Below are 16,019 nucleotides of genomic sequence, written 5' to 3'. Positions count from 1 at the left end.
GCGTCGAAGTTACGATATGGTCTCCCGCGAAAACAGGGTCATCCTCCTTTTTGCGGCGGTCGGGCTGGTACTGGGTTACGGAGGACGTGTCGTGACGAACCTGAGCGACACCGTCCTGATTGGAGTACTGATTTTCGTCGGCGTCGTAGCACCGCAACTGCTGAACAACTATCTGGATAACAGGGACTCGGACTGACCCAGACCGTTGTGTTGGTTTTGACCACTCCAGCGACCCCTTCTGGGGCAAGTGAGATCCGGGTAACTCCGCCTGACGACCGCTCTTTTGTTCCCACCCGACCACCCGTCAGTTCGATTCGGTTGCGTGGGCGACGACGCGCGTTGCGGTCGCCTTCCACCGGATCGCGACCTCCTCACCCTCGGTAAGCCCCAACCGCGCCGCGCTTTCGGCGGTGATCAGCGCCCGAAAGGTCACCGAATCGACGCCGATCCGGACCGTCGACACCGTCTCGCCGGCGTCGACGCCGACGACGCGGCCCCGGCGCCGGTTCCGCGCGCTCGTCGCGTTCGGGTCGACCTTCTCGTCACCCTTATAAACGGTCACCGCGTCCGCGCCGATCCGAACCTGCACGGCGTCGCCGACCGCGGCGTCGTCGTGGAGCCCCCGCACCCGCCCGACCGGCGTGTCGACGGCCGCCAACTCGCCGTCGACGCTCGTGACCGTCCCGCCGAGCACCGTCTCCGGCACCTGCGCCGACGCGGCCACCACGGCCTGTAAGCGCTCGTACCGGTCGAGCAGGTCGCGTCCGGCCGTCGAGAGCCGGCTCCCGCCGCCCCCCGTCCCGCCGCGCCGTCGCTCGACGAGGGTGCCGAACGCGGACTCCATCGACTCGATCCGCGAGAGGGCGCGGGCGCGGGACCGACCGAGCGCGGACGCGGCGCCCGCGACCGACCCCGCCGCGTCCACCGCGCGCAACAGCGCGGCGTCGCGGCCGTCGAACTCGACGCCGTCCTCGATGAGCGCGGCGCGGCCGCGACCCGCGGCCGCGTCCGGACCGGACTCGGTCGGCTCTCCCATGTCCGGACGATGCGTCCGGGTCGTGTTGGTGTTTTCGCCCGAGGGGCCGCGCCGTCTCCCGTCTCCCGTCGCCGTGCCACCCGACGAAAAGTTATATGTCGCGTCGACCCACCGTTGTATCTATGACGATACATCGACGCGACTTCGTGGCGGCGGTGGGAACCGGGGCGGTCGTGAGCACGGCCGGCTGCTCGTCCACGGAGGGCGGCGACGGCGACCAAAGCGCCGGCAGCGGAAGCGACGAGACCGGCGACGAGGCCGGCGGCGAGAGCACAGACGAGTCGGTCGGCGTCGCGGGCGAGACGCTGACGCTGACGACGACGACGAGCACGTACGACACTGGCCTCCTCGACGCGATCCACACGGACTTCGAGGAGATGTACGGCGTCACCGTCGACGCCGTCGCGCAGGGCACCGGCGCGGCGTTAGAGACCGCCCGCAACGGCGACTCGGACATCGTGATGGTCCACGCCCGCGGGCTCGAAGACGAGTTCATGCGCAGCGGGTACGGCGTCAACCGTCGCGACCTGATGTTCAACGACTTCGTGATCGTCGGGCCCGAGGACGACCCCGCCGGGATTCAGGGGATGAGTTCGGCGACCGACGCGCTGACGGCCATCGCCGACGCGGCGGCGCCGTTCGTCTCGCGCGGCGACAACTCGGGTACCCACACCAAGGAGCTGAACCTCTGGGAGGCGGCCGGCACGGACCCCGGCGGCGACTGGTATCAGGAGACCGGCTCGGGGATGGGCGAGGCGCTGAACATCGCCAACCAGCAGGGTGCGTACACCCTCTCGGACCGCGGCACCTTCATCTCACAGCGCTCGGAGATCGATCTCACGATCCTCGTGCAGGGGCCGATCGAGGACGGTCCGGAGATCCTCGCGAACCCGTACGGCATCATGGCCGTCAACCCCGGCGTCCACGACAACGCCAACTACGACCTCGCGATGGCGTACATCGGCTGGATCACCAGCCCGGCCGTCCAGGAGGCCATCTCGGAGTACACGGCGAACGGCGAACAGCTGTTCTTCCCCGAGGCCGTCTCGGCGGACCCCGACTTCCAGCAGTACGTTCCGGAGGGTTGGAGTAGCGAGAGCGACGACGCGTAGTCGTGCCATTCGAAGCGACCGTCCAGTCGATCCCGGCGCTGCTCGACGCCGCCGCCCGGCCCGCGGCGTCGCTCCTCGGCGTCTCGTTCAGGGACGGCTACGTCGGGAGCATCGTCGCCGTCTCGCTGTACGTGAGCCTGACCGCGGTGGCGCTGAGCACCCTCGTCAGCGTGCCGGCTGCCGTCGCCATCGGACTCGCGGAGTTCCCAGGCAAGGGGTTCGTGAAGTCGGTCGTCAACACCGGAATGGGGTTCCCCAGCGTGGTCGTGGGGCTCGTCGTGCTGTTCGCGGTGTCAAACCAGGGGCCGCTCGGCTCGCTGGAGCTCATCTTCACCCGCGAGGCGATGATCATGTCGCAGTTCGTGCTCGCGACGCCGCCGATCACGGCGATCAGCCTCGCGGCCGTGAGCGGCGTCGACGACGGGGTCCGCGACGCGGCCCGCGTCCTCGGCGGGACGCGCGTCGACGTGGCGCTCGTCGTGATCAAGGAGGCGCGGTACGGGATCGCGACCGCGGTGCTGGCCGGCTTCGGCCGCGCGATCAGCGAGGTCGGCTCGGTGCTGATCGTCGGCGGGAACATCACGAGCGCGGACGGCATCTCGAAGACGCGCACGCTGACGACGGCGATCCAGCTCGAAGCGCGACAGGGGCAGTACGAGACCGCCATGGTGCTCGGCGCCGTCCTCGTCGCGCTCGTGTTGACGGTCAACGCGATCGTCGTCCGCTTCGGCGATCGGGGGGTTGCGGGCTGATGCGCCGGGAGGTGACGCGATGGTGATCCGCGTGAACGACGTGTCGCACGCGTACGGCGACGAGCCCGTGTTCCGCGACCTCTCGATCGACATCGACGCGGGCGAGGTCGTCGCGGTGATCGGCCCGTCCGGGGTCGGCAAGACCACGCTGCTCCGGACGCTCGCGCTCTCGCTCGAACCTGACGCGGGGGCCGTGACGCTCGACGGGACCGACGCGTGGGCGGTCGACGAGGCCGAGCGCCTCGCGCTCCGGCGCCGCGTCGGGATGGTGTTCCAGGAGGCGAGCCTCTTCGGTGGGTCGGTCGCGCGAAACGTCGAGTACGGGCTCCGCGTCCGGCGCTCGTGGGGCGACCGGCTCGCCTCTGTCCTCCGCCTGAACGGCGCCGCCGACGCGGTCGGAGAGTCCCTAGAGGTCGTGGGGCTGGCCGACAAGATCCACCAGCCGGTCGACTCGCTGTCGGGCGGCGAGGCCCAGCGCGTCTCCTTCGCCCGCGCGCTGGCGTACGGTCCGGACGTGTTGCTCTTAGACGAGCCGACCTCCGACCTCGACCCGCGGAACACCGCCGTGATCGAGGAGGCGATAGAGGCGGCCCAAGATCGGGGAATCGGCGTCGTCGTGGCGACGCACGACATGCATCAGGCCGAGCGCGTCGCGGACCGCGTTGCGGTGATGCTCGACGACGGCCTCACGGAAGTCGGCGAGACGGAGCGGATCTTCGAGAACCCCTCGGACGAGCGCACCCGGAAGTTCATCTCGGGCGAGCTGGTGTACTGAGGCACGCTCGGCGGCGACGCCACCCCACCGTCGTTTATAACGAAAGAAAGCGGCCGCCTCAGAGATCGAAGGAGAGTCGCACCGCGTCGCCGGCCGCGGCGTCGCCCGCATCGACCACGTCGTCGCCGGCCGCGAACCCCTCGTGGAGGTGCTCGTAGGTGCGGTCGACCGCCTCCACGATTACTTTGGTGCTGCCTGTGACCGGCATGAAGTTGGTGTCGCCGTTCCACCGCGGGACGACGTGGGTGTGCAGGTGGTCGATCGAGCCGCCGGCCGCGGACGCGCCGAGGTTCTGCCCGGTGTTTACCCCGTCGGGGTCCATATCGCGGCGCAACGCTTCCAGCGTCGCCGACTGCAGTTTCGCGTGATCGAGGAGCGTCGCGTCGTCGAGGTCGGTGGGGTCTTCGCGGTGGTCGTCGGGGATCACCATCGCGTGGCCCGGATTGTACGGCGCGTTGTTCAACAGGACGTAGTTGTGGTCGCTGCGGGCGACGATCCGCGCGTCGCGGGCGTCCTCGCGGTCCGGCAGGACGCAGAACGGACAGCCGTCTATCGGGTCGGCGTCGCGCTCGACCCACTCGATCCGCCACGGCGCGTAGATCTGGTCCATCAGGCGTCGAAGCTGTGGATACCGGCGGTCGTCACCTCGACGCCGTCGTCGGTGACCAGCAGCGTATGTTCCGCCTGACTCACGAGGGCGTCGTCGGCCTCCTTTAAAACGGGGTAGCCTTTCACCGCGTTCGCCTGCTTCAGTCGGCGCAGGGCCATCTCCGCGCGGTCGCCCTCCAGCCACCGCGCCGCGAAGGGCAGATCGTCGAACGCTTCGATCTCGTCGAGCGCCTGTCGAGCGCGGCGGTCGCGGACGCTCGCGGTGCCCTCGCGCTCGAAGATCTCCTCCGTCGTCCCCTCGCCGACCTTGCCGCGGCCGTCGGTGGCGAACGGCTCGATGGCGACCGCCTGTCCGGGCTTCAGTTCGACCGAGCGGTCGACGCCGCGGTTCGGGACCGTCGGCGCCGTGTGCGCGTCGTATCGCTCGACGCCGTGGCCGGAGAGGTTTAACACGGGGGTGTAGCCGTACCCGCGGATCACGTCCTCTATCGCCTGCCCGACGACCCCGACCTCGACGCCCGGTCCGGCCTCGTCGACCGCGGCTTCGAGCGCCATCTCGGCGGCCTCGGCCAACTCGGGCGTCCCCGTGTGATCGACCGTGACCGCGGCGTCCGCGATGTAGCCGTCGACGTGGACGCCGATGTCGAGACACACCATCTCCTCGCCGAACTCGGTGCCGTCGTCGCGGCTCGGCGTGGCGTGTGACGCCTCGGGGTCGACGCTGATGTTGACGGGGAACGCCAGTCCGGCCCCCTCCTCGCGGATGTAATCTTCCGCCCACTCGGCGACTTCGAGGTGGGTTCGCCCCGGCTCGACCATCTCGCGGGCCTCGTTCATCGCGTCGACCAACACCGCACCGGCCTCGCGATAACTCTCGATCGCGTCGTCGTCCAGGGGTCCGTGACTCATGTCTCCGCGTTCGGCGAGCGTCCGCAAAGAGGTTGCGGAGGGGAGTCGCGGGCCGTCACCGGGACGGCGACGCGGTCGCCTCCGCTCCGTTCGGCTCCGTCGGGGTCGCCGCCCCGTCGCCGGCCGGGAGCCACATCGAGACGAGCGTCCCCGTCGGCTCTCGGGTGTGGATGTCCACCCTGCCCCCGGACTCGGCGACGATCCAGTGGACGAGCCACAGGCCGAGCCCGCTCGCGTGTTCGAGGGCGGTCTCGCGGGCCTCCGAGAACACGCTCCGCTCGATCGGCGGAATGCCGGGGCCGTTGTCCGCGACGGCGACGCGATACCCCTCGTCGGCCCGGTCGACGGAGACCTCGACTATCGGCTGGTCCCTGTCGTTGTGGACGACCGCGTTCTCCAACACGTTCCGGATCGCGGACTCTAAGAGCTCGTCGGCGCGCACGACGGCCTCGCCGGGCGTCGACACCGTGACCGTCGACTCCGGGAACGACGACGTGAGCGACTCACAGAGCCGCTCGACCAGCACGGACAGGTCGATCTCGGCGCGGGCGTCGTCGCTGTGGAGGGCCACGTCGATCTCGCGGGCCTGATCGCTGAGGTGCGTCAGCGTCCCCACCTTCCGGTCGATGACGTCGAGGTACTCCTCGCCCTCGTCGTCCACGTGGTCGCGCAGGAGGTCCGCATACCCGGCGATGACGTTCGTGTCGTTTTTTAAATCGTGGCGAAGCACCCGGTTGAGGACCTGTAACCGCTGTTCGTACCGCCGGCTCTCGGTCACGTCGGTGGCGGTTATCACCAGCTCCTCGGTGTCGTCGAACAGACACTCCACCACCGTCTCGAACCGGCGCCAACTCCCGTCGGCGTGGACGATCCGGTGGTCGAGCGTCTCCGGCTCGCCGGTCTCGAAGGCGCGTTCGAACGCGCGCTGGGCTGCCGGACGGTCGTCGGGGTGAACCAGATCGATCACGGGGCGCCCTTCGATCGCCACCGGCGAGTGGCCGAGCAAGCGCTCGATCGACGGACTCACGTAGCGGAGCAGCCCGTCGGTCCCGCAGACGGCGATGACGTTCGGGGACTTCTCGATGAGCGCCCGATAGCGGCGCTGGAGGGTCTCCCGCTCGGTGATGTCGCGGAACAGCAACACGGTTCCGTCGGACTCGGCGACCGCTTCCTCGTCGGACTGCGTCCCGAAGCCGACCCCCGCCCCGGCCGTCGAAATCGGATGGGCGGCGACCGTCAGGAACCAGGAGTCGCTCCCGTCGCCGACGGTCACCCTGAGGTCGTTCTCCATGCCCGATCCGGGGGCGCGGTTCGGCTCGTTCGCGGTCCGGTCGTCGCCCGCCGAGACCAGCTCCGCGATGGCCGGCGCGCGCTCGAACGCCGTTTCGACGTCGCTCCCGACCGCCGCGGAGGGGAACAGCCGGCGGGCGGGCGTGTTCAGATCGACGACGCGGCCGTCGTCGTCGACGACCACGACGCCGTCGGAGAGGTTCGCGAACACCGTTTCGAGCGCGATCGGCGACAGATCGAGGAGCCGATAGCGGAACACGACCCACCCGAGTATCCCGGAGGTGGCCGCGAAGGTGACCGGCGTGTGATCGACGAACCGCGGGCCGAGCAGCCCGGCGATGCCGGCGACGCCGGCCGCCATCGGCGCGACGCCGGCGATCAAAAGCAGCGCGGCCTGCCGGCGGAACAGGCCGTCGTTCGCGAGGGCGGCGTACCCCAGCACGCCGAACGTCCCGAGGTTCACGGCGTACGTGTACGCGATGAACGCGCCGAGCGCCGGCGTCGGCAGGAACTCGACGACCCGGTAGCCGTTCGCGTCGGCGAGCGACGGCGACTGATAAAAGATCGGGTCGGGACCGGCGAGGAGGACGGCGCCGACGACGGTCGCCGGGACGAGACCGAGGACGGCGATCCGGGCTGGTCGGAACCACGCCGTCCAGTCGACGTACGCGAACACGAACGCGGGCCAGGCGACGGTGAGCGCCGCGGCCCCGATCCACACGAAACGATTCCACAGCAGGGAGCCCGCGAGCGTCGCCGCCGACAGCTGCGCCGCGTACGCCAGCGACCAGAGGCCGCTCGCGACCGTGACGGCGACGAAGCTCCACACGAGCCGTCGGTCGCCGCGCGCGCGGTTCCAGACGGCGTACGCGGCGAAGGCAAACGACGCGAACGCTGCCACGAGCAACGGGAGCGTGTACGGCGTCGGTTGCCACACCATCGATACCGGAGAGAGGCTGCTTCCCTGTAAAAAGGAACCGGACCGGATCGACTAATAGCGGGGCGAAGCCACGGTAGGTATGCTTAAACCGGGCGATCCGGCACCCGAGATCACGCTGTCCGACCACCGCGGCACGGAGACCACCGTCGACCCGTCCGCGGCGCGCTACACGGTCGTCTACTTTTACCCCCGCGCCGACACGCCGGGCTGTACGACCGAGGCCTGCAGTTTCCGCGACGAGTGGGACGCGTTCGAGGGCGCCGACATCGCCGTCGTCGGGATCAGCGACGACCCCGTCGAGGACCTCGCGCCGTTCGCCGAGGCGTACGACCTCCCGTTCGCGCTCCTCTCCGACCCGGACGGCGCGGTCGCCGGCGCCTACGACTCCTACGGCGAGAAACAGATGTTCGGGAACACGTTCGACGGCGTGTTCCGGAACACGTACGTGATCGACTCGGCGGGGACCGTCGTGCTCGCCTACGAGGGCGTCTCGCCCGAGGACCACGCGGTCGAGATCCTCGACGACATCGAGTCGCTGACGGACTGACGCGCCCCGTCGACTCAGGGACGCCCGTCGACCCGCGCTCTGACCTGCCTCACCTCGTCGGCGATGGCGTGTCGCTTGAGGAGCCCGAATCCGACGACGATCACCGCGAAGCCGGCGACCGTCAGCGACGTGACCGGCTCGGCGAGGAGCAGCGCGCCCGTCACGGTCGCGACCACGGGAACGACGTAGGAGACGAGGTTGATCTCGAAGGGACCCAGCCGGGCGAGCAGCGTGAAGTAGATGACGTACGCGACCGCGGAGGCCAGCACGCCGAGGAACAACAGGGAGCCGATCGCCGGGAGCGTCGTCGACGGGAGCCGCTGCGGCTCGCCGAGCCCGAGGCTGAACCCGTGGATCAGTAGCGCACCGAACAGCATCGCCCATCCGGTGAGCGCGACGCTGGAGAAGGTCGTCTCCACCGTTCGGAGCCCGACGCTACCGATCGCGACCGCGATCACGCCGATCGAGATGAGTCCGACGCCGATCGTGACGCCGCCGGCGAGGTTCCCCGGATCCGGCTGGGCGACGAGCCCGACGCCGACGAACGCTAACACGACGCCGATCCCGCCGCGCGCGTCGATTTCGGCGTCACCGAGCCAGGCGGCCGCGACCGCCGCCGTCGCGATGGGAACGAGGCTGTACGTGATGGAGGCGATCCCGCTCGTCGTGTACTGCTGGCCGACGAAGAGCAGGCCGTTGTTGGCGGCGACGGAGAGGCCCCCGCTGAATCCGATCGCGGCCGCGTCGCCGCGAGTCCGGGGGAGTGGACCCGCTTCCATGACGAGGACGTACGACACGAGGACCAGCGCGGCCAGATCGAACCGATACGCGGCGAAGAGCAACGGGGGGTAGTACTGTAACCCGACCTCGATGGCGACGAACGAGGCGCCCCAAAGCAGCGCGAGCGCGGCGAACAGGAGGATATTTCGATACCGGGACACGGGCGGAGAGACCACGCCGGCGGGTAAAGCGGTGTCCGTTTCGGTTCAGTAGCCGCGGACGATCAGGTAGTCGGCGAGGTCGGCCAAGAGCTGTCGCGACCCGCTCTCGGGGAGGATCTCTAAGTGTTCCTTCGAGCGTTCGGTGAGGTCTTCGGCCGTCTCGCGGGCGTACGCGATTGAGCCGACCTCCTCTAAGGCCGCCACCGCCTCGTCGATGGCCTCCTCGGTCACTTCGGCGGGCGTGTCGGCGTCGACCAACCCGTCGACGTCGACGCCCTCCTGCCGGGCGTGGAGCGTGATGAGCGTCTCTTTGCCCTCGACGAGGTCTGACCCGCGCTGCTTGCCCAGCTCCTCGGAGGGGACGGTCAGATCGAGCACGTCGTCTTGTATCTGGAACGCCCGCCCGGAGTCGATGCCGTACTGATAGAGCGCGTCGACGACCGCGTCGTCCGCGCCGAGCAGGACGGCCGGCGTCGCGGCCGACGCCCCGTAGAGGACCGCCGTCTTCAGTTCGACCATCTCCAAGTACTCCTCCGGGAGGATACCCTCCCGGTTCTCGAAGGAGACGTCGAGCGCCTGCCCCTCGCAGATCTCCGTGCAGGTGGACGCGAGCATCCGCATCGCTTCCAATCCGTTCGCCGGGTTCGCGCCCGTCTCGGCCATGAACTCGAACGCTTTCGAGTACAGCGTGTCGCCGGCGAGGATCGCCGTCGAGGTGTCGTACTGCTCGTGGACGGCCGGGACGCCCCGGCGCAGGTCGTCTTCGTCCATGATGTCGTCGTGGATCAGCGTGAACGACTGGATCACCTCGATGGCGACCGCGGCCCGCATCACGTCGACGGTGTGGCCGTCGAGTCCGTCGACCTCGCGGAAGTCGACGCTCATCGGATCGTTACCGGTCACGGCCTCCGCGGCGAGCGTCGTCACCGTCGGCCGGAGCCGCTTGCCGCCCGCTTCGAGGATGTACCGCGTCGCCTCGTAGAGGCGCTCCGGGTGCTGCACCGGCAGCTCTTCGTCGATAGCGGCGTTGATCAGTTCACGCCGCTCGCGGATGGCGTCCAGCACCCGCGCCTCCTTCGTCTCGCTCGTCATTCGGCGAGTTGGATGACGTTGCCGTTCTGCGTGACGTGGACGTCACGACCGAGCTTGTACCCCTGCGACTTCGCGAGGTCGACGTACGGCGAGCGACCCTTCAGCGTCTGGTGTGCCGGGATGAGGTGCTGCGGCTGCAGCGCGTCGAGCATCTCGTAGTGCCCCTCCTCGCGGAGGTGGCCGGAGACGTGGATGTCGTCGTAGAGGCGCGCGCCCTGCATCCGGAGCAGCTGTTCGGACTGGTAGCGCTGTCCCTCGTTGGTCGGCTCGGGAATGATACTCGCGCTGAAGACGACCTTGTCGCCGTCGTCAATTTCGTAGGGGGTCTCGCCGCGGCCCATACGAGTCAACATCGCGCGCGGCTCGCCCTGGTGGCCCGTCACGATGGGGAGGAAGTTGCCCTTCCCCTCCTTCATGATGCGCTTGAACGCGCGGTCGACGGACTTCCGGTGGCCGTACATGCCGACGTCGCCCTGGAAGTCGACGAAGTCGAGTCGTTCGGCGGTGCCCGAGTACTTCTCCATCGAGCGGCCGAGCAGAACCGGCTGACGGCCGATTTCGCGGGCGTACTCGACGAGCGTCTTCACGCGAGCGATGTGCGAGGAGAACGTGGTGGCGACGATGCCGCCCGAGTAGTCCTCCATCGAGGTGAGCGTGTCCTCGACGTGTTTCTTCGCGTACGACTCGGAGGGCGTTCGGCCCTTCCGGCCGGCGTTCGTACAGTCCTCGATGTAACAGAGGACGCCCTCGTCCTGGCGGCCGATCTCACGGAACCGCTCCATGTCGATCGGGTCGCCGATGACGGGGTCGTGGTCCAGTCGCTTGTCGAGCCCGTAGACGACGGCGCCTTCGGGCGTGTGGAGGACCGGGTTGATCGCGTCGATGATCGAGTGGGTGACGTTGACGAACTCCATTTCGACCTGCTCGGAGTCGCCGATGGCCATCGTCCCGCCCGCCTTCATCTTCACGAGGTCGTTGTCGACCTGGAACTTCCCCTCGTCGGAGATCTGCTGTTTGACGAGTTCGATCGTGTACGGCGATCCGACAATCGGGGCGTCGTACCGGTGGGCGAGTTTCGGGATGCCCGCGATGTGGTCGAGGTGACCGTGGGTGGGGACGATCGCCTGAACGTCGCCTTCCAGCTCGCTCATGACGCGGTCGTCCGGGATGGCGCCCATGTCGATCAGGTCGAGGCTGTGCATGCTCTCGGTCTCCACGTTGTCGTGGATGAGGACCTTACTGAGGTTCAGGCCCATGTCGAAGATGACGATGTCGTCGCCCGCTCGCACCGCCGTCATCTGTCGACCGACCTCTTCGTAACCGCCGAGTGTCGCAATTTCGATTTCCATGATTGTGGTGTCGAACGCCGTAATTGGCGTCCATCACTGAAACCCCGCAAGGAGCCGTCAGCGCTACGTTTGTCCGCGCGTCGTTGAGGCCCCGCTACGGCCGAGCCGTCGTCGGCTCACCGTGTCCCGCGGGAGTGTGGTACCTCGGCGTACTCCCGCCCGCATTAAAAACACCGGGGTTCGGCCGTGACACCGCAGATCGCTTCCGAGCGAGTGACGGGTCCCACAAAGCGTTTGGGGCGCTCGGCCGAACGCCCGCCGATGACAGACGTTCCCCGCCGCCGCGCCCTCCTCGCGGCCGCCGCCGGGCTCGCCGCGCTGACGGGCTGTGCCGGCCGAGAGACCGCGACGAACAGCTACCCGAGCAGCGAGCGACCGATCGACGACCACGAGGTCGAGTCGGTCCGCGACGAGGGCGGCCGCGCGCTGGTCACCGCGGCCGACGAGCTCCCGTCGCTGTCTGCCGACGAGCGAGCGCTGCAGCACCGCAGCGCGCGGCGCGTGTTGGTCGCCGAAGACGACCTCGCGGCCCTCACCTTCGCGGAGACGCCCCCCGGCGAGACGCTGCGGTCGTTCTGCGCCGAGACCGAGTTCGACGCCGAGTCCGTGTACCTGCTCGCGATGCCGATCGAGGCGTGTCGGGCGGTCCGGTTCCGGTCGGTGCGCGTCGAGCGACGCCCGCTGGCCGAGGGTGACCTCCAGCCGCACGCCGCGTTCTGCCGCGCGTACCGGCCGGCCGACGTCGACTGCGAACTCGACGCGACCCACACCGTCGGGTTCGCGATCCGGATGCCCGTCGCCGCCGACAGGTCGCGCGGGAGCGGCCGGCGCATGTCCGGCTCCTGCGGGCCCGGCGCCCCGCCGGCCGCGTTCAACGCGTCGGACGCGTTCGACGCATCGGCCGCCTCCGGGGGTGAAGACGCGTGACTCGCGAGTCGCCGTCGCGCCGCGGCTTCCTCGCCGGCATCGCGACGGCCGGCGCTGGGGCGGTCGCGGGGTGTTCCACCTCGCCGCTCGGCGGCGACGGCGAGGGGCGGCGCGGCGAGGCGGCCTCCGTGCCGCCGGACCTCGTCGACGCGGTCGAGTGGCCGGCCGCGCCGTTCCCGGCGACCGTCCCCGAGTCGTTCGGCGCGGACCACGAGTCCCGCGCACGCGACCTGCTCGCCGCCGTCCCCGCGGACCCGTCGCTCCCGAACGCGGCGGTCGCCGCGGCGATCGCCGACGACCGGGAGCGGGCGGCCGAGCGCACCGCCACCGAGCCGTCCGACCCGTGGCCGACCGAGGCCCTCTCCGCCCGGCGACGGGCCCGCGGTGAGGCCGCGACGGTCCGCGGCGCCTACCGGGCGGCCACGGGCGTCGACGACGGGAGCGAACTCGCCGCCCGCCGTCGCGCCGTCCGCGAGGACCGGGCGGCGCTCGCCGCCGACCTGGAGTACCGCGCGCCGTCGACGACGGCCGCGGCGCTCGCCTACGAGCCGGTCGAGTCGCTGCTCGCGGCGTGCGAGCGGCACCTCCGCCCCACCGTCCGGTACCCCGACGACCCGGTCGCGGCGCCGTTCCGGGCCGGCGACGCGGTCGGCGACGTTGAGCGCGCGCGAGCCGCCGCGACCGACGCGGCGGGGCTCCGCGACGCGTTCCGTGGGAGCCGCGACGAACCCGAACCGCGGTGGGCGTCGCTGGTGGCGGCCGCGGACGCGCTGGACGGCTCGGTGCGCCGGACGCGCGCGGAGGTGCGGAGGCGAACCGGCGACGAGGCGGCGCCGGTCGACGCGGACCTGAGCGGGACCGTGGCACAGGAGTTAGCGGTCGCGAGCCACCGGCGGGCCGAGACGGCGGTCGGCGACGTCGAGCGGGCGTCCGACGCCGGTCACCACGCCGAGGCGGTGGCCGAGGCCGGCACCGCGCTCGCCGCCATCGAGGCGCGTCGGTGGGCCGTCGAGGGGATCGAGGAGGGGCGGTACCGCGAACCGCCGTCCGAGTCCTCGCTCCGGTCGGCGGCGGAGCGAGCGCGCGAGGCCGTCGCCGAGGCGGTCGACGGCGGCGACGGCCTCGCCTCGCGGATCGCCCTGCCGGCGGTGACATCGCTCGAACGGACCGCCGACGCGATCGATCGGGGGTACGCCGACGCCGGGCGGACGCAGGCCCGGCTGCGGTACGTCGCCCTGTACGCCGACGCGGTGCCGGCCGCGACCGCGTTCGTCCGCGAGCGACTGGAGTGAGCGCGGTCGCCGACGCGTGAGGTCGTCGTCCCGGTATTTTTATTACCGCGACGGGCGGCGGTACGGACAATGAGTGGACGACCCCTCGACGTGCTCGAAGCGTCGCTCGAGGAGCCGGTAACGGTTCACCTGAAGGACGGAACGACGTACTACGGGATCCTCGCTGGCTACGACCAGCACATGAACGTCGTCATCGAGCCGGAGTCCGATGTCGACGACCGCGTCGACGACGACCTCGACGGCGAGTTCGCCGTCGCAATCGAAGACACAACGATTATACGCGGCGATAACGTCGTCACCATCAAAGCATGACCGGCTCCGGAACGCCCTCTCAAGGGAAAAAGAACAAGACGGTTCACGTGAAGTGCCGCCGCTGCGGCGAGAAATCGTACCACGTCAAAAAAGAGCGCTGCGCCTCCTGCGGCTTCGGCGACTCGGCGTCCCGCCGCGACTACGCCTGGCAGTCGAAGAACGGCGATAACTGACGACCGCGCTCGCTTGTTGACGCTGCGTTTCTTCCCCCTTTAGCGGTAGTGCCGCGCTTTTAGCTGTCGGCTCGACGCTCATCCGCCTTGCGGCGGGTTCCGGAACAGCCCGTCGACCATCGGAAGCGACCCGGCGACGGCCGCGAGCCCGGTCGCGGTCGTCCAGGCGTCGAACGCGGCGACGCCGAGCGCGTAGCCTCCCGCGAACAGGAGCGGCATACACGCGAGAATGAGGTCCGCCCGCGAGAGCCCCTCGGGCGACTCGACGGCGCGTTTCGCCGCCATCACTCCATGTACCCCAGGTCCCGGAGCTTCTGCCCGATCTTTCGCGCCTCGGCCTCGCTGATCTCGTCGTTCGACTCCATCTCTTGGACCACCACGTGTTTCACGAACTCCTTGACCGAGCCGAACGGCTCGTCTTCGATGTACTCCTCGACGTCCGCGACGAACGTCTTCCGCAGCGAGATGGTGGTGTAGTCGCTCATTGACTCCTCGAAGCCACTCCACGGTGAAAAATCTAATTAGATGTAATTACGCGTCGCCGCGGCCGGTGATTTTTAAGCGGCTACTCGACGCGCTCGCGAGCGGCCGCCACGAGCATCGGGAGCATCACGGTCGCGTCGCCGTAGACGGAGGCGTTGCGCGCGTCCTTCTCCAACTTCCCCCAGGAACGCGCCTCCTCTAAGGTCGCGCCGGAGAGGCCGCCCGTCGCCTCGGGGTCCATCGTGATCTGGACCGCGTAGTCGTACGCTCGCGGCGTGACGAGCATCGTCTGGAGCGTGAAGTTCTTCGGGACGCCGCCGCCGACGAGCAGGCAGCCGGCGTCGTCGGCGTCGAAGGCGAGGTCGGTCAACTCGGTCATGTCGGTCAACGCGTCGAGCGTGAAATCCGCGGTCTGGGCGTACATCCAGGCCTGCAGCCCGAGCACGGAGTCTTGCACCGCGGGGCAGTATATCGGCACGTCGCACTCGTACGCCGCCGCGGCGACGCCGGGGTCTTCGGCCACGTCGTCGCGCTCGTTGACCGCAGCGTTGGCGCGCCCGAGTTCGCGCGTGAGGTCTGCGATCCCCACCGGGTCGGCCCCCTCGGCGTTCGGGTCGGCCGCAAGCGGCGGGAACACCTCCTCGCGCAGGTGGCCCTCGAAGGCCGCGAAATGCTCCTGCGGGAGGTACACGTTATAAATGCGGTCGACGCCCTCGTCGCGGAGCCCCTCGTCGTGTTCGCGGAGGCTCTTCTCCGGGTCGTGCGTCCGCCCGTGGTGGTGTTTCCCCCCGATGGCTTCGATGGCGTCGTGGGTGAGGTTCGCGCCCGTCGTCACGACCGCGTCGACGTAGCCGTCCCGGATCAGTTCGGAGACGATCCGTCGCATCCCCGCCGGCACCATCGCGCCGGCCAGCGAGAGGAAGACGGTGCAGTCGTCGTTCTCGAACATCTCCGCGAGCACGTCGCCGGCCTCGTTGACCGACGCGGCGCCGATGCCGGCGTCGCCGTACCCCTCGACCAACTCTCCGACGGTCATCCCGGCGCTCGCGCGGGTGTGGCCGACGGGGTCCTCGTGAAACTCCTCTCGCGGCGGGTCGCCGCCGTCACTCTGCTCGTGGCCGTCGTCGCTGTCGCTCATGACGAGAGGTGCAGCGTGCGACCGCTTGAAACGACCGATTTAGCGGCCGGCCGGCCGCCCGACCGCGCCCCCGCTCACCGGCGGGAACAGCGCCAACTCGTCGCCGGCTTCGAGCGTCGCGTCCATCCCGCCGTCGTGGCGGACGTTTCGGCCGTTCCGGAGGACGTTGATGTGGTCGGCGACCTCGCCGTCGTCGAGCACTCGCTCGCGGAGGTCCGGGTGGGCCGTCAACAGCGCGTCGAGGGCGTCGCCGACCGTATCGCCGGGCTCCGCGCTCACGTCGATGTCGCGGCCCCCGGCGATCTCGGCGAGGTCGGCGAACAGCTTCCAGTGCATACGCGA

At 69.6% G+C, this 16,019-nt stretch carries 20 protein-coding genes; 9 read left to right on the top strand and 11 right to left on the bottom strand.

From position 1 onward, the window contains the following. Positions 1-16: 16 nt before the first annotated feature. Complete coding sequence (locus DOS48_RS23725; protein WP_127118078.1) at positions 17-196, top strand: hypothetical protein; 180 nt, start codon at positions 17-19, stop codon at positions 194-196. Between the two features lie 108 nt (positions 197-304). Here DOS48_RS23725 and DOS48_RS23720 read toward each other — a convergent pair whose 3' ends face one another. Next, the gene (locus DOS48_RS23720) at positions 305-1,036 is read right to left on the bottom strand and encodes a TOBE domain-containing protein (protein ID WP_127118077.1); all 732 of its coding nucleotides are present in this window, start codon (positions 1,034-1,036) and stop codon (positions 305-307) included. Positions 1,037-1,158: 122 nt separating this feature from the next. Here DOS48_RS23720 and DOS48_RS23715 point away from each other — a divergent pair, with 122 nt between their 5' ends. Genes DOS48_RS23715 through DOS48_RS23705 form a run of 3 tightly spaced genes read left to right on the top strand, consistent with a single transcriptional unit; the run spans position 1,159 to position 3,675 of the window. Then, on the top strand, positions 1,159-2,148 hold the full coding sequence (locus DOS48_RS23715; RefSeq protein ID WP_127118076.1) for a substrate-binding domain-containing protein: 990 nt from the start codon (positions 1,159-1,161) through the stop codon (positions 2,146-2,148). A 2-nt stretch (positions 2,149-2,150) separates the two neighbouring features. Next, entirely contained in the window at positions 2,151-2,900 is a 750-nt protein-coding gene (locus tag DOS48_RS23710; RefSeq protein ID WP_127118075.1) for an ABC transporter permease, read from the top strand. A 19-nt stretch (positions 2,901-2,919) separates the two neighbouring features. After that, a complete protein-coding gene (locus DOS48_RS23705; protein WP_394353597.1) occupies positions 2,920-3,675 on the top strand; it encodes an amino acid ABC transporter ATP-binding protein in 756 nt (251 codons plus the stop codon). Positions 3,676-3,733: 58 nt separating this feature from the next. Here DOS48_RS23705 and DOS48_RS23700 read toward each other — a convergent pair whose 3' ends face one another. From DOS48_RS23700 to DOS48_RS23690, 3 genes are read right to left on the bottom strand one after another with little or no spacing between them, the layout of a single operon-like run. After that, a complete protein-coding gene (locus tag DOS48_RS23700) occupies positions 3,734-4,285 on the bottom strand; it encodes an HIT domain-containing protein (RefSeq protein ID WP_127118074.1) in 552 nt (183 codons plus the stop codon). Then, positions 4,285-5,193: a type II methionyl aminopeptidase gene (map, locus tag DOS48_RS23695; RefSeq protein WP_127118073.1), complete on the bottom strand. Its 909-nt coding sequence runs from the start codon at positions 5,191-5,193 to the stop codon at positions 4,285-4,287. Before map ends, DOS48_RS23700 begins: the two co-directional genes overlap by 1 nt. Before the next feature lie 55 nt (positions 5,194-5,248). Continuing rightward, positions 5,249-7,423, bottom strand: a complete 2,175-nt coding sequence (locus tag DOS48_RS23690) for a histidine kinase N-terminal 7TM domain-containing protein (protein ID WP_127118072.1) — start codon at positions 7,421-7,423, stop codon at positions 5,249-5,251. A gap of 79 nt (positions 7,424-7,502) precedes the next feature. Between DOS48_RS23690 and DOS48_RS23685 the strand changes: the two genes are divergently transcribed. Further along, positions 7,503-7,970 (top strand): peroxiredoxin, encoded by a 468-nt coding sequence (locus tag DOS48_RS23685; RefSeq protein ID WP_127118071.1) that lies wholly within the window; start codon positions 7,503-7,505, stop codon positions 7,968-7,970. 14 nt (positions 7,971-7,984) lie between these two features. On the opposite strand, the gene DOS48_RS23680 is transcribed toward DOS48_RS23685, so the two are convergent. Genes DOS48_RS23680 through DOS48_RS23670 form a run of 3 tightly spaced genes read right to left on the bottom strand, consistent with a single transcriptional unit; the run spans position 7,985 to position 11,352 of the window. Beyond that, positions 7,985-8,911, bottom strand: a complete 927-nt coding sequence (locus DOS48_RS23680; protein ID WP_127118070.1) for a DMT family transporter — start codon at positions 8,909-8,911, stop codon at positions 7,985-7,987. A 45-nt stretch (positions 8,912-8,956) separates the two neighbouring features. Further along, positions 8,957-10,003 carry a polyprenyl synthetase family protein gene (locus DOS48_RS23675; protein ID WP_127118069.1) on the bottom strand — a complete coding sequence of 349 codons (1,047 nt, stop codon included), beginning with the start codon at positions 10,001-10,003 and terminating at the stop codon, positions 8,957-8,959. After that, complete coding sequence (locus DOS48_RS23670) at positions 10,000-11,352, bottom strand: ribonuclease J (protein ID WP_127118068.1); 1,353 nt, start codon at positions 11,350-11,352, stop codon at positions 10,000-10,002. Before DOS48_RS23670 ends, DOS48_RS23675 begins: the two co-directional genes overlap by 4 nt. A gap of 261 nt (positions 11,353-11,613) precedes the next feature. On the opposite strand from DOS48_RS23670, the gene DOS48_RS23665 reads away from it, so the two are divergent. The 4 genes from DOS48_RS23665 to DOS48_RS23650 all read left to right on the top strand — a co-directional run bounded on the left by DOS48_RS23665 (position 11,614) and on the right by DOS48_RS23650 (position 14,056). Then, positions 11,614-12,279 carry a hypothetical protein gene (locus tag DOS48_RS23665; RefSeq protein ID WP_127118067.1) on the top strand — a complete coding sequence of 222 codons (666 nt, stop codon included), beginning with the start codon at positions 11,614-11,616 and terminating at the stop codon, positions 12,277-12,279. Continuing rightward, a complete protein-coding gene (locus DOS48_RS23660) occupies positions 12,276-13,571 on the top strand; it encodes a twin-arginine translocation signal domain-containing protein (RefSeq protein WP_127118066.1) in 1,296 nt (431 codons plus the stop codon). Before DOS48_RS23665 ends, DOS48_RS23660 begins: the two co-directional genes overlap by 4 nt. A 69-nt stretch (positions 13,572-13,640) precedes the next feature. Then, positions 13,641-13,883 (top strand): LSM domain-containing protein, encoded by a 243-nt coding sequence (locus tag DOS48_RS23655; RefSeq protein ID WP_095637839.1) that lies wholly within the window; start codon positions 13,641-13,643, stop codon positions 13,881-13,883. Beyond that, positions 13,880-14,056: a 50S ribosomal protein L37e gene (locus tag DOS48_RS23650; protein ID WP_127118065.1), complete on the top strand. Its 177-nt coding sequence runs from the start codon at positions 13,880-13,882 to the stop codon at positions 14,054-14,056. The genes DOS48_RS23655 and DOS48_RS23650 overlap by 4 nt, the downstream gene beginning before the upstream one ends. Positions 14,057-14,134: 78 nt before the next feature. On the opposite strand, the gene DOS48_RS23645 is transcribed toward DOS48_RS23650, so the two are convergent. From DOS48_RS23645 to DOS48_RS23630, 4 genes are all read right to left on the bottom strand, one after another. Beyond that, positions 14,135-14,341, bottom strand: coding sequence for a hypothetical protein (locus DOS48_RS23645; RefSeq protein ID WP_127118064.1), 207 nt, complete (start codon positions 14,339-14,341; stop codon positions 14,135-14,137). After that, the gene (locus DOS48_RS23640) at positions 14,341-14,541 is read right to left on the bottom strand and encodes a hypothetical protein (protein ID WP_127118063.1); all 201 of its coding nucleotides are present in this window, start codon (positions 14,539-14,541) and stop codon (positions 14,341-14,343) included. Before DOS48_RS23640 ends, DOS48_RS23645 begins: the two co-directional genes overlap by 1 nt. Positions 14,542-14,621: 80 nt before the next feature. Further along, complete coding sequence (locus DOS48_RS23635) at positions 14,622-15,677, bottom strand: deoxyhypusine synthase (RefSeq protein ID WP_127118062.1); 1,056 nt, start codon at positions 15,675-15,677, stop codon at positions 14,622-14,624. Between the two features lie 39 nt (positions 15,678-15,716). Beyond that, positions 15,717-16,013, bottom strand: coding sequence for a ubiquitin-like small modifier protein 1 (locus tag DOS48_RS23630; protein WP_127118061.1), 297 nt, complete (start codon positions 16,011-16,013; stop codon positions 15,717-15,719). Positions 16,014-16,019 lie beyond the last annotated feature (6 nt).

The sequence above is a fragment of the Halorubrum sp. PV6 genome, assembly GCF_003990725.2.
Lineage (GTDB): Archaea > Halobacteriota > Halobacteria > Halobacteriales > Haloferacaceae > Halorubrum.
Note: the sequence above shows the minus strand (reverse complement) of the source record. Positions and strands in the feature narration are given on the sequence as shown.

Bases quoted from the DNA above. Each gene is read 5' to 3' on its own strand.
- DOS48_RS23725 (WP_127118078.1), top strand. From the start codon at position 17: ATGGTCTCCCGCGAAAACAGGGTCATCCTCCTTTTTGCGGCGGTCGGG.
- DOS48_RS23720 (WP_127118077.1), bottom strand. From the start codon at position 1,036: ATGGGAGAGCCGACCGAGTCCGGTCCGGACGCGGCCGCGGGTCGCGGC.
- DOS48_RS23715 (WP_127118076.1), top strand. From the start codon at position 1,159: ATGACGATACATCGACGCGACTTCGTGGCGGCGGTGGGAACCGGGGCG.
- DOS48_RS23705 (WP_394353597.1), top strand. From the start codon at position 2,920: ATGGTGATCCGCGTGAACGACGTGTCGCACGCGTACGGCGACGAGCCC.
- DOS48_RS23700 (WP_127118074.1), bottom strand. From the start codon at position 4,285: ATGGACCAGATCTACGCGCCGTGGCGGATCGAGTGGGTCGAGCGCGAC.
- map (WP_127118073.1), bottom strand. From the start codon at position 5,193: ATGAGTCACGGACCCCTGGACGACGACGCGATCGAGAGTTATCGCGAG.
- DOS48_RS23690 (WP_127118072.1), bottom strand. From the start codon at position 7,423: ATGGTGTGGCAACCGACGCCGTACACGCTCCCGTTGCTCGTGGCAGCG.
- DOS48_RS23685 (WP_127118071.1), top strand. From the start codon at position 7,503: ATGCTTAAACCGGGCGATCCGGCACCCGAGATCACGCTGTCCGACCAC.
- DOS48_RS23675 (WP_127118069.1), bottom strand. From the start codon at position 10,003: ATGACGAGCGAGACGAAGGAGGCGCGGGTGCTGGACGCCATCCGCGAG.
- DOS48_RS23670 (WP_127118068.1), bottom strand. From the start codon at position 11,352: ATGGAAATCGAAATTGCGACACTCGGCGGTTACGAAGAGGTCGGTCGA.
- DOS48_RS23665 (WP_127118067.1), top strand. From the start codon at position 11,614: ATGACAGACGTTCCCCGCCGCCGCGCCCTCCTCGCGGCCGCCGCCGGG.
- DOS48_RS23655 (WP_095637839.1), top strand. From the start codon at position 13,641: ATGAGTGGACGACCCCTCGACGTGCTCGAAGCGTCGCTCGAGGAGCCG.
- DOS48_RS23650 (WP_127118065.1), top strand. From the start codon at position 13,880: ATGACCGGCTCCGGAACGCCCTCTCAAGGGAAAAAGAACAAGACGGTT.
- DOS48_RS23645 (WP_127118064.1), bottom strand. From the start codon at position 14,341: ATGGCGGCGAAACGCGCCGTCGAGTCGCCCGAGGGGCTCTCGCGGGCG.
- DOS48_RS23640 (WP_127118063.1), bottom strand. From the start codon at position 14,541: ATGAGCGACTACACCACCATCTCGCTGCGGAAGACGTTCGTCGCGGAC.
- DOS48_RS23635 (WP_127118062.1), bottom strand. From the start codon at position 15,677: ATGAGCGACAGCGACGACGGCCACGAGCAGAGTGACGGCGGCGACCCG.
- DOS48_RS23630 (WP_127118061.1), bottom strand. From the start codon at position 16,013: ATGCACTGGAAGCTGTTCGCCGACCTCGCCGAGATCGCCGGGGGCCGC.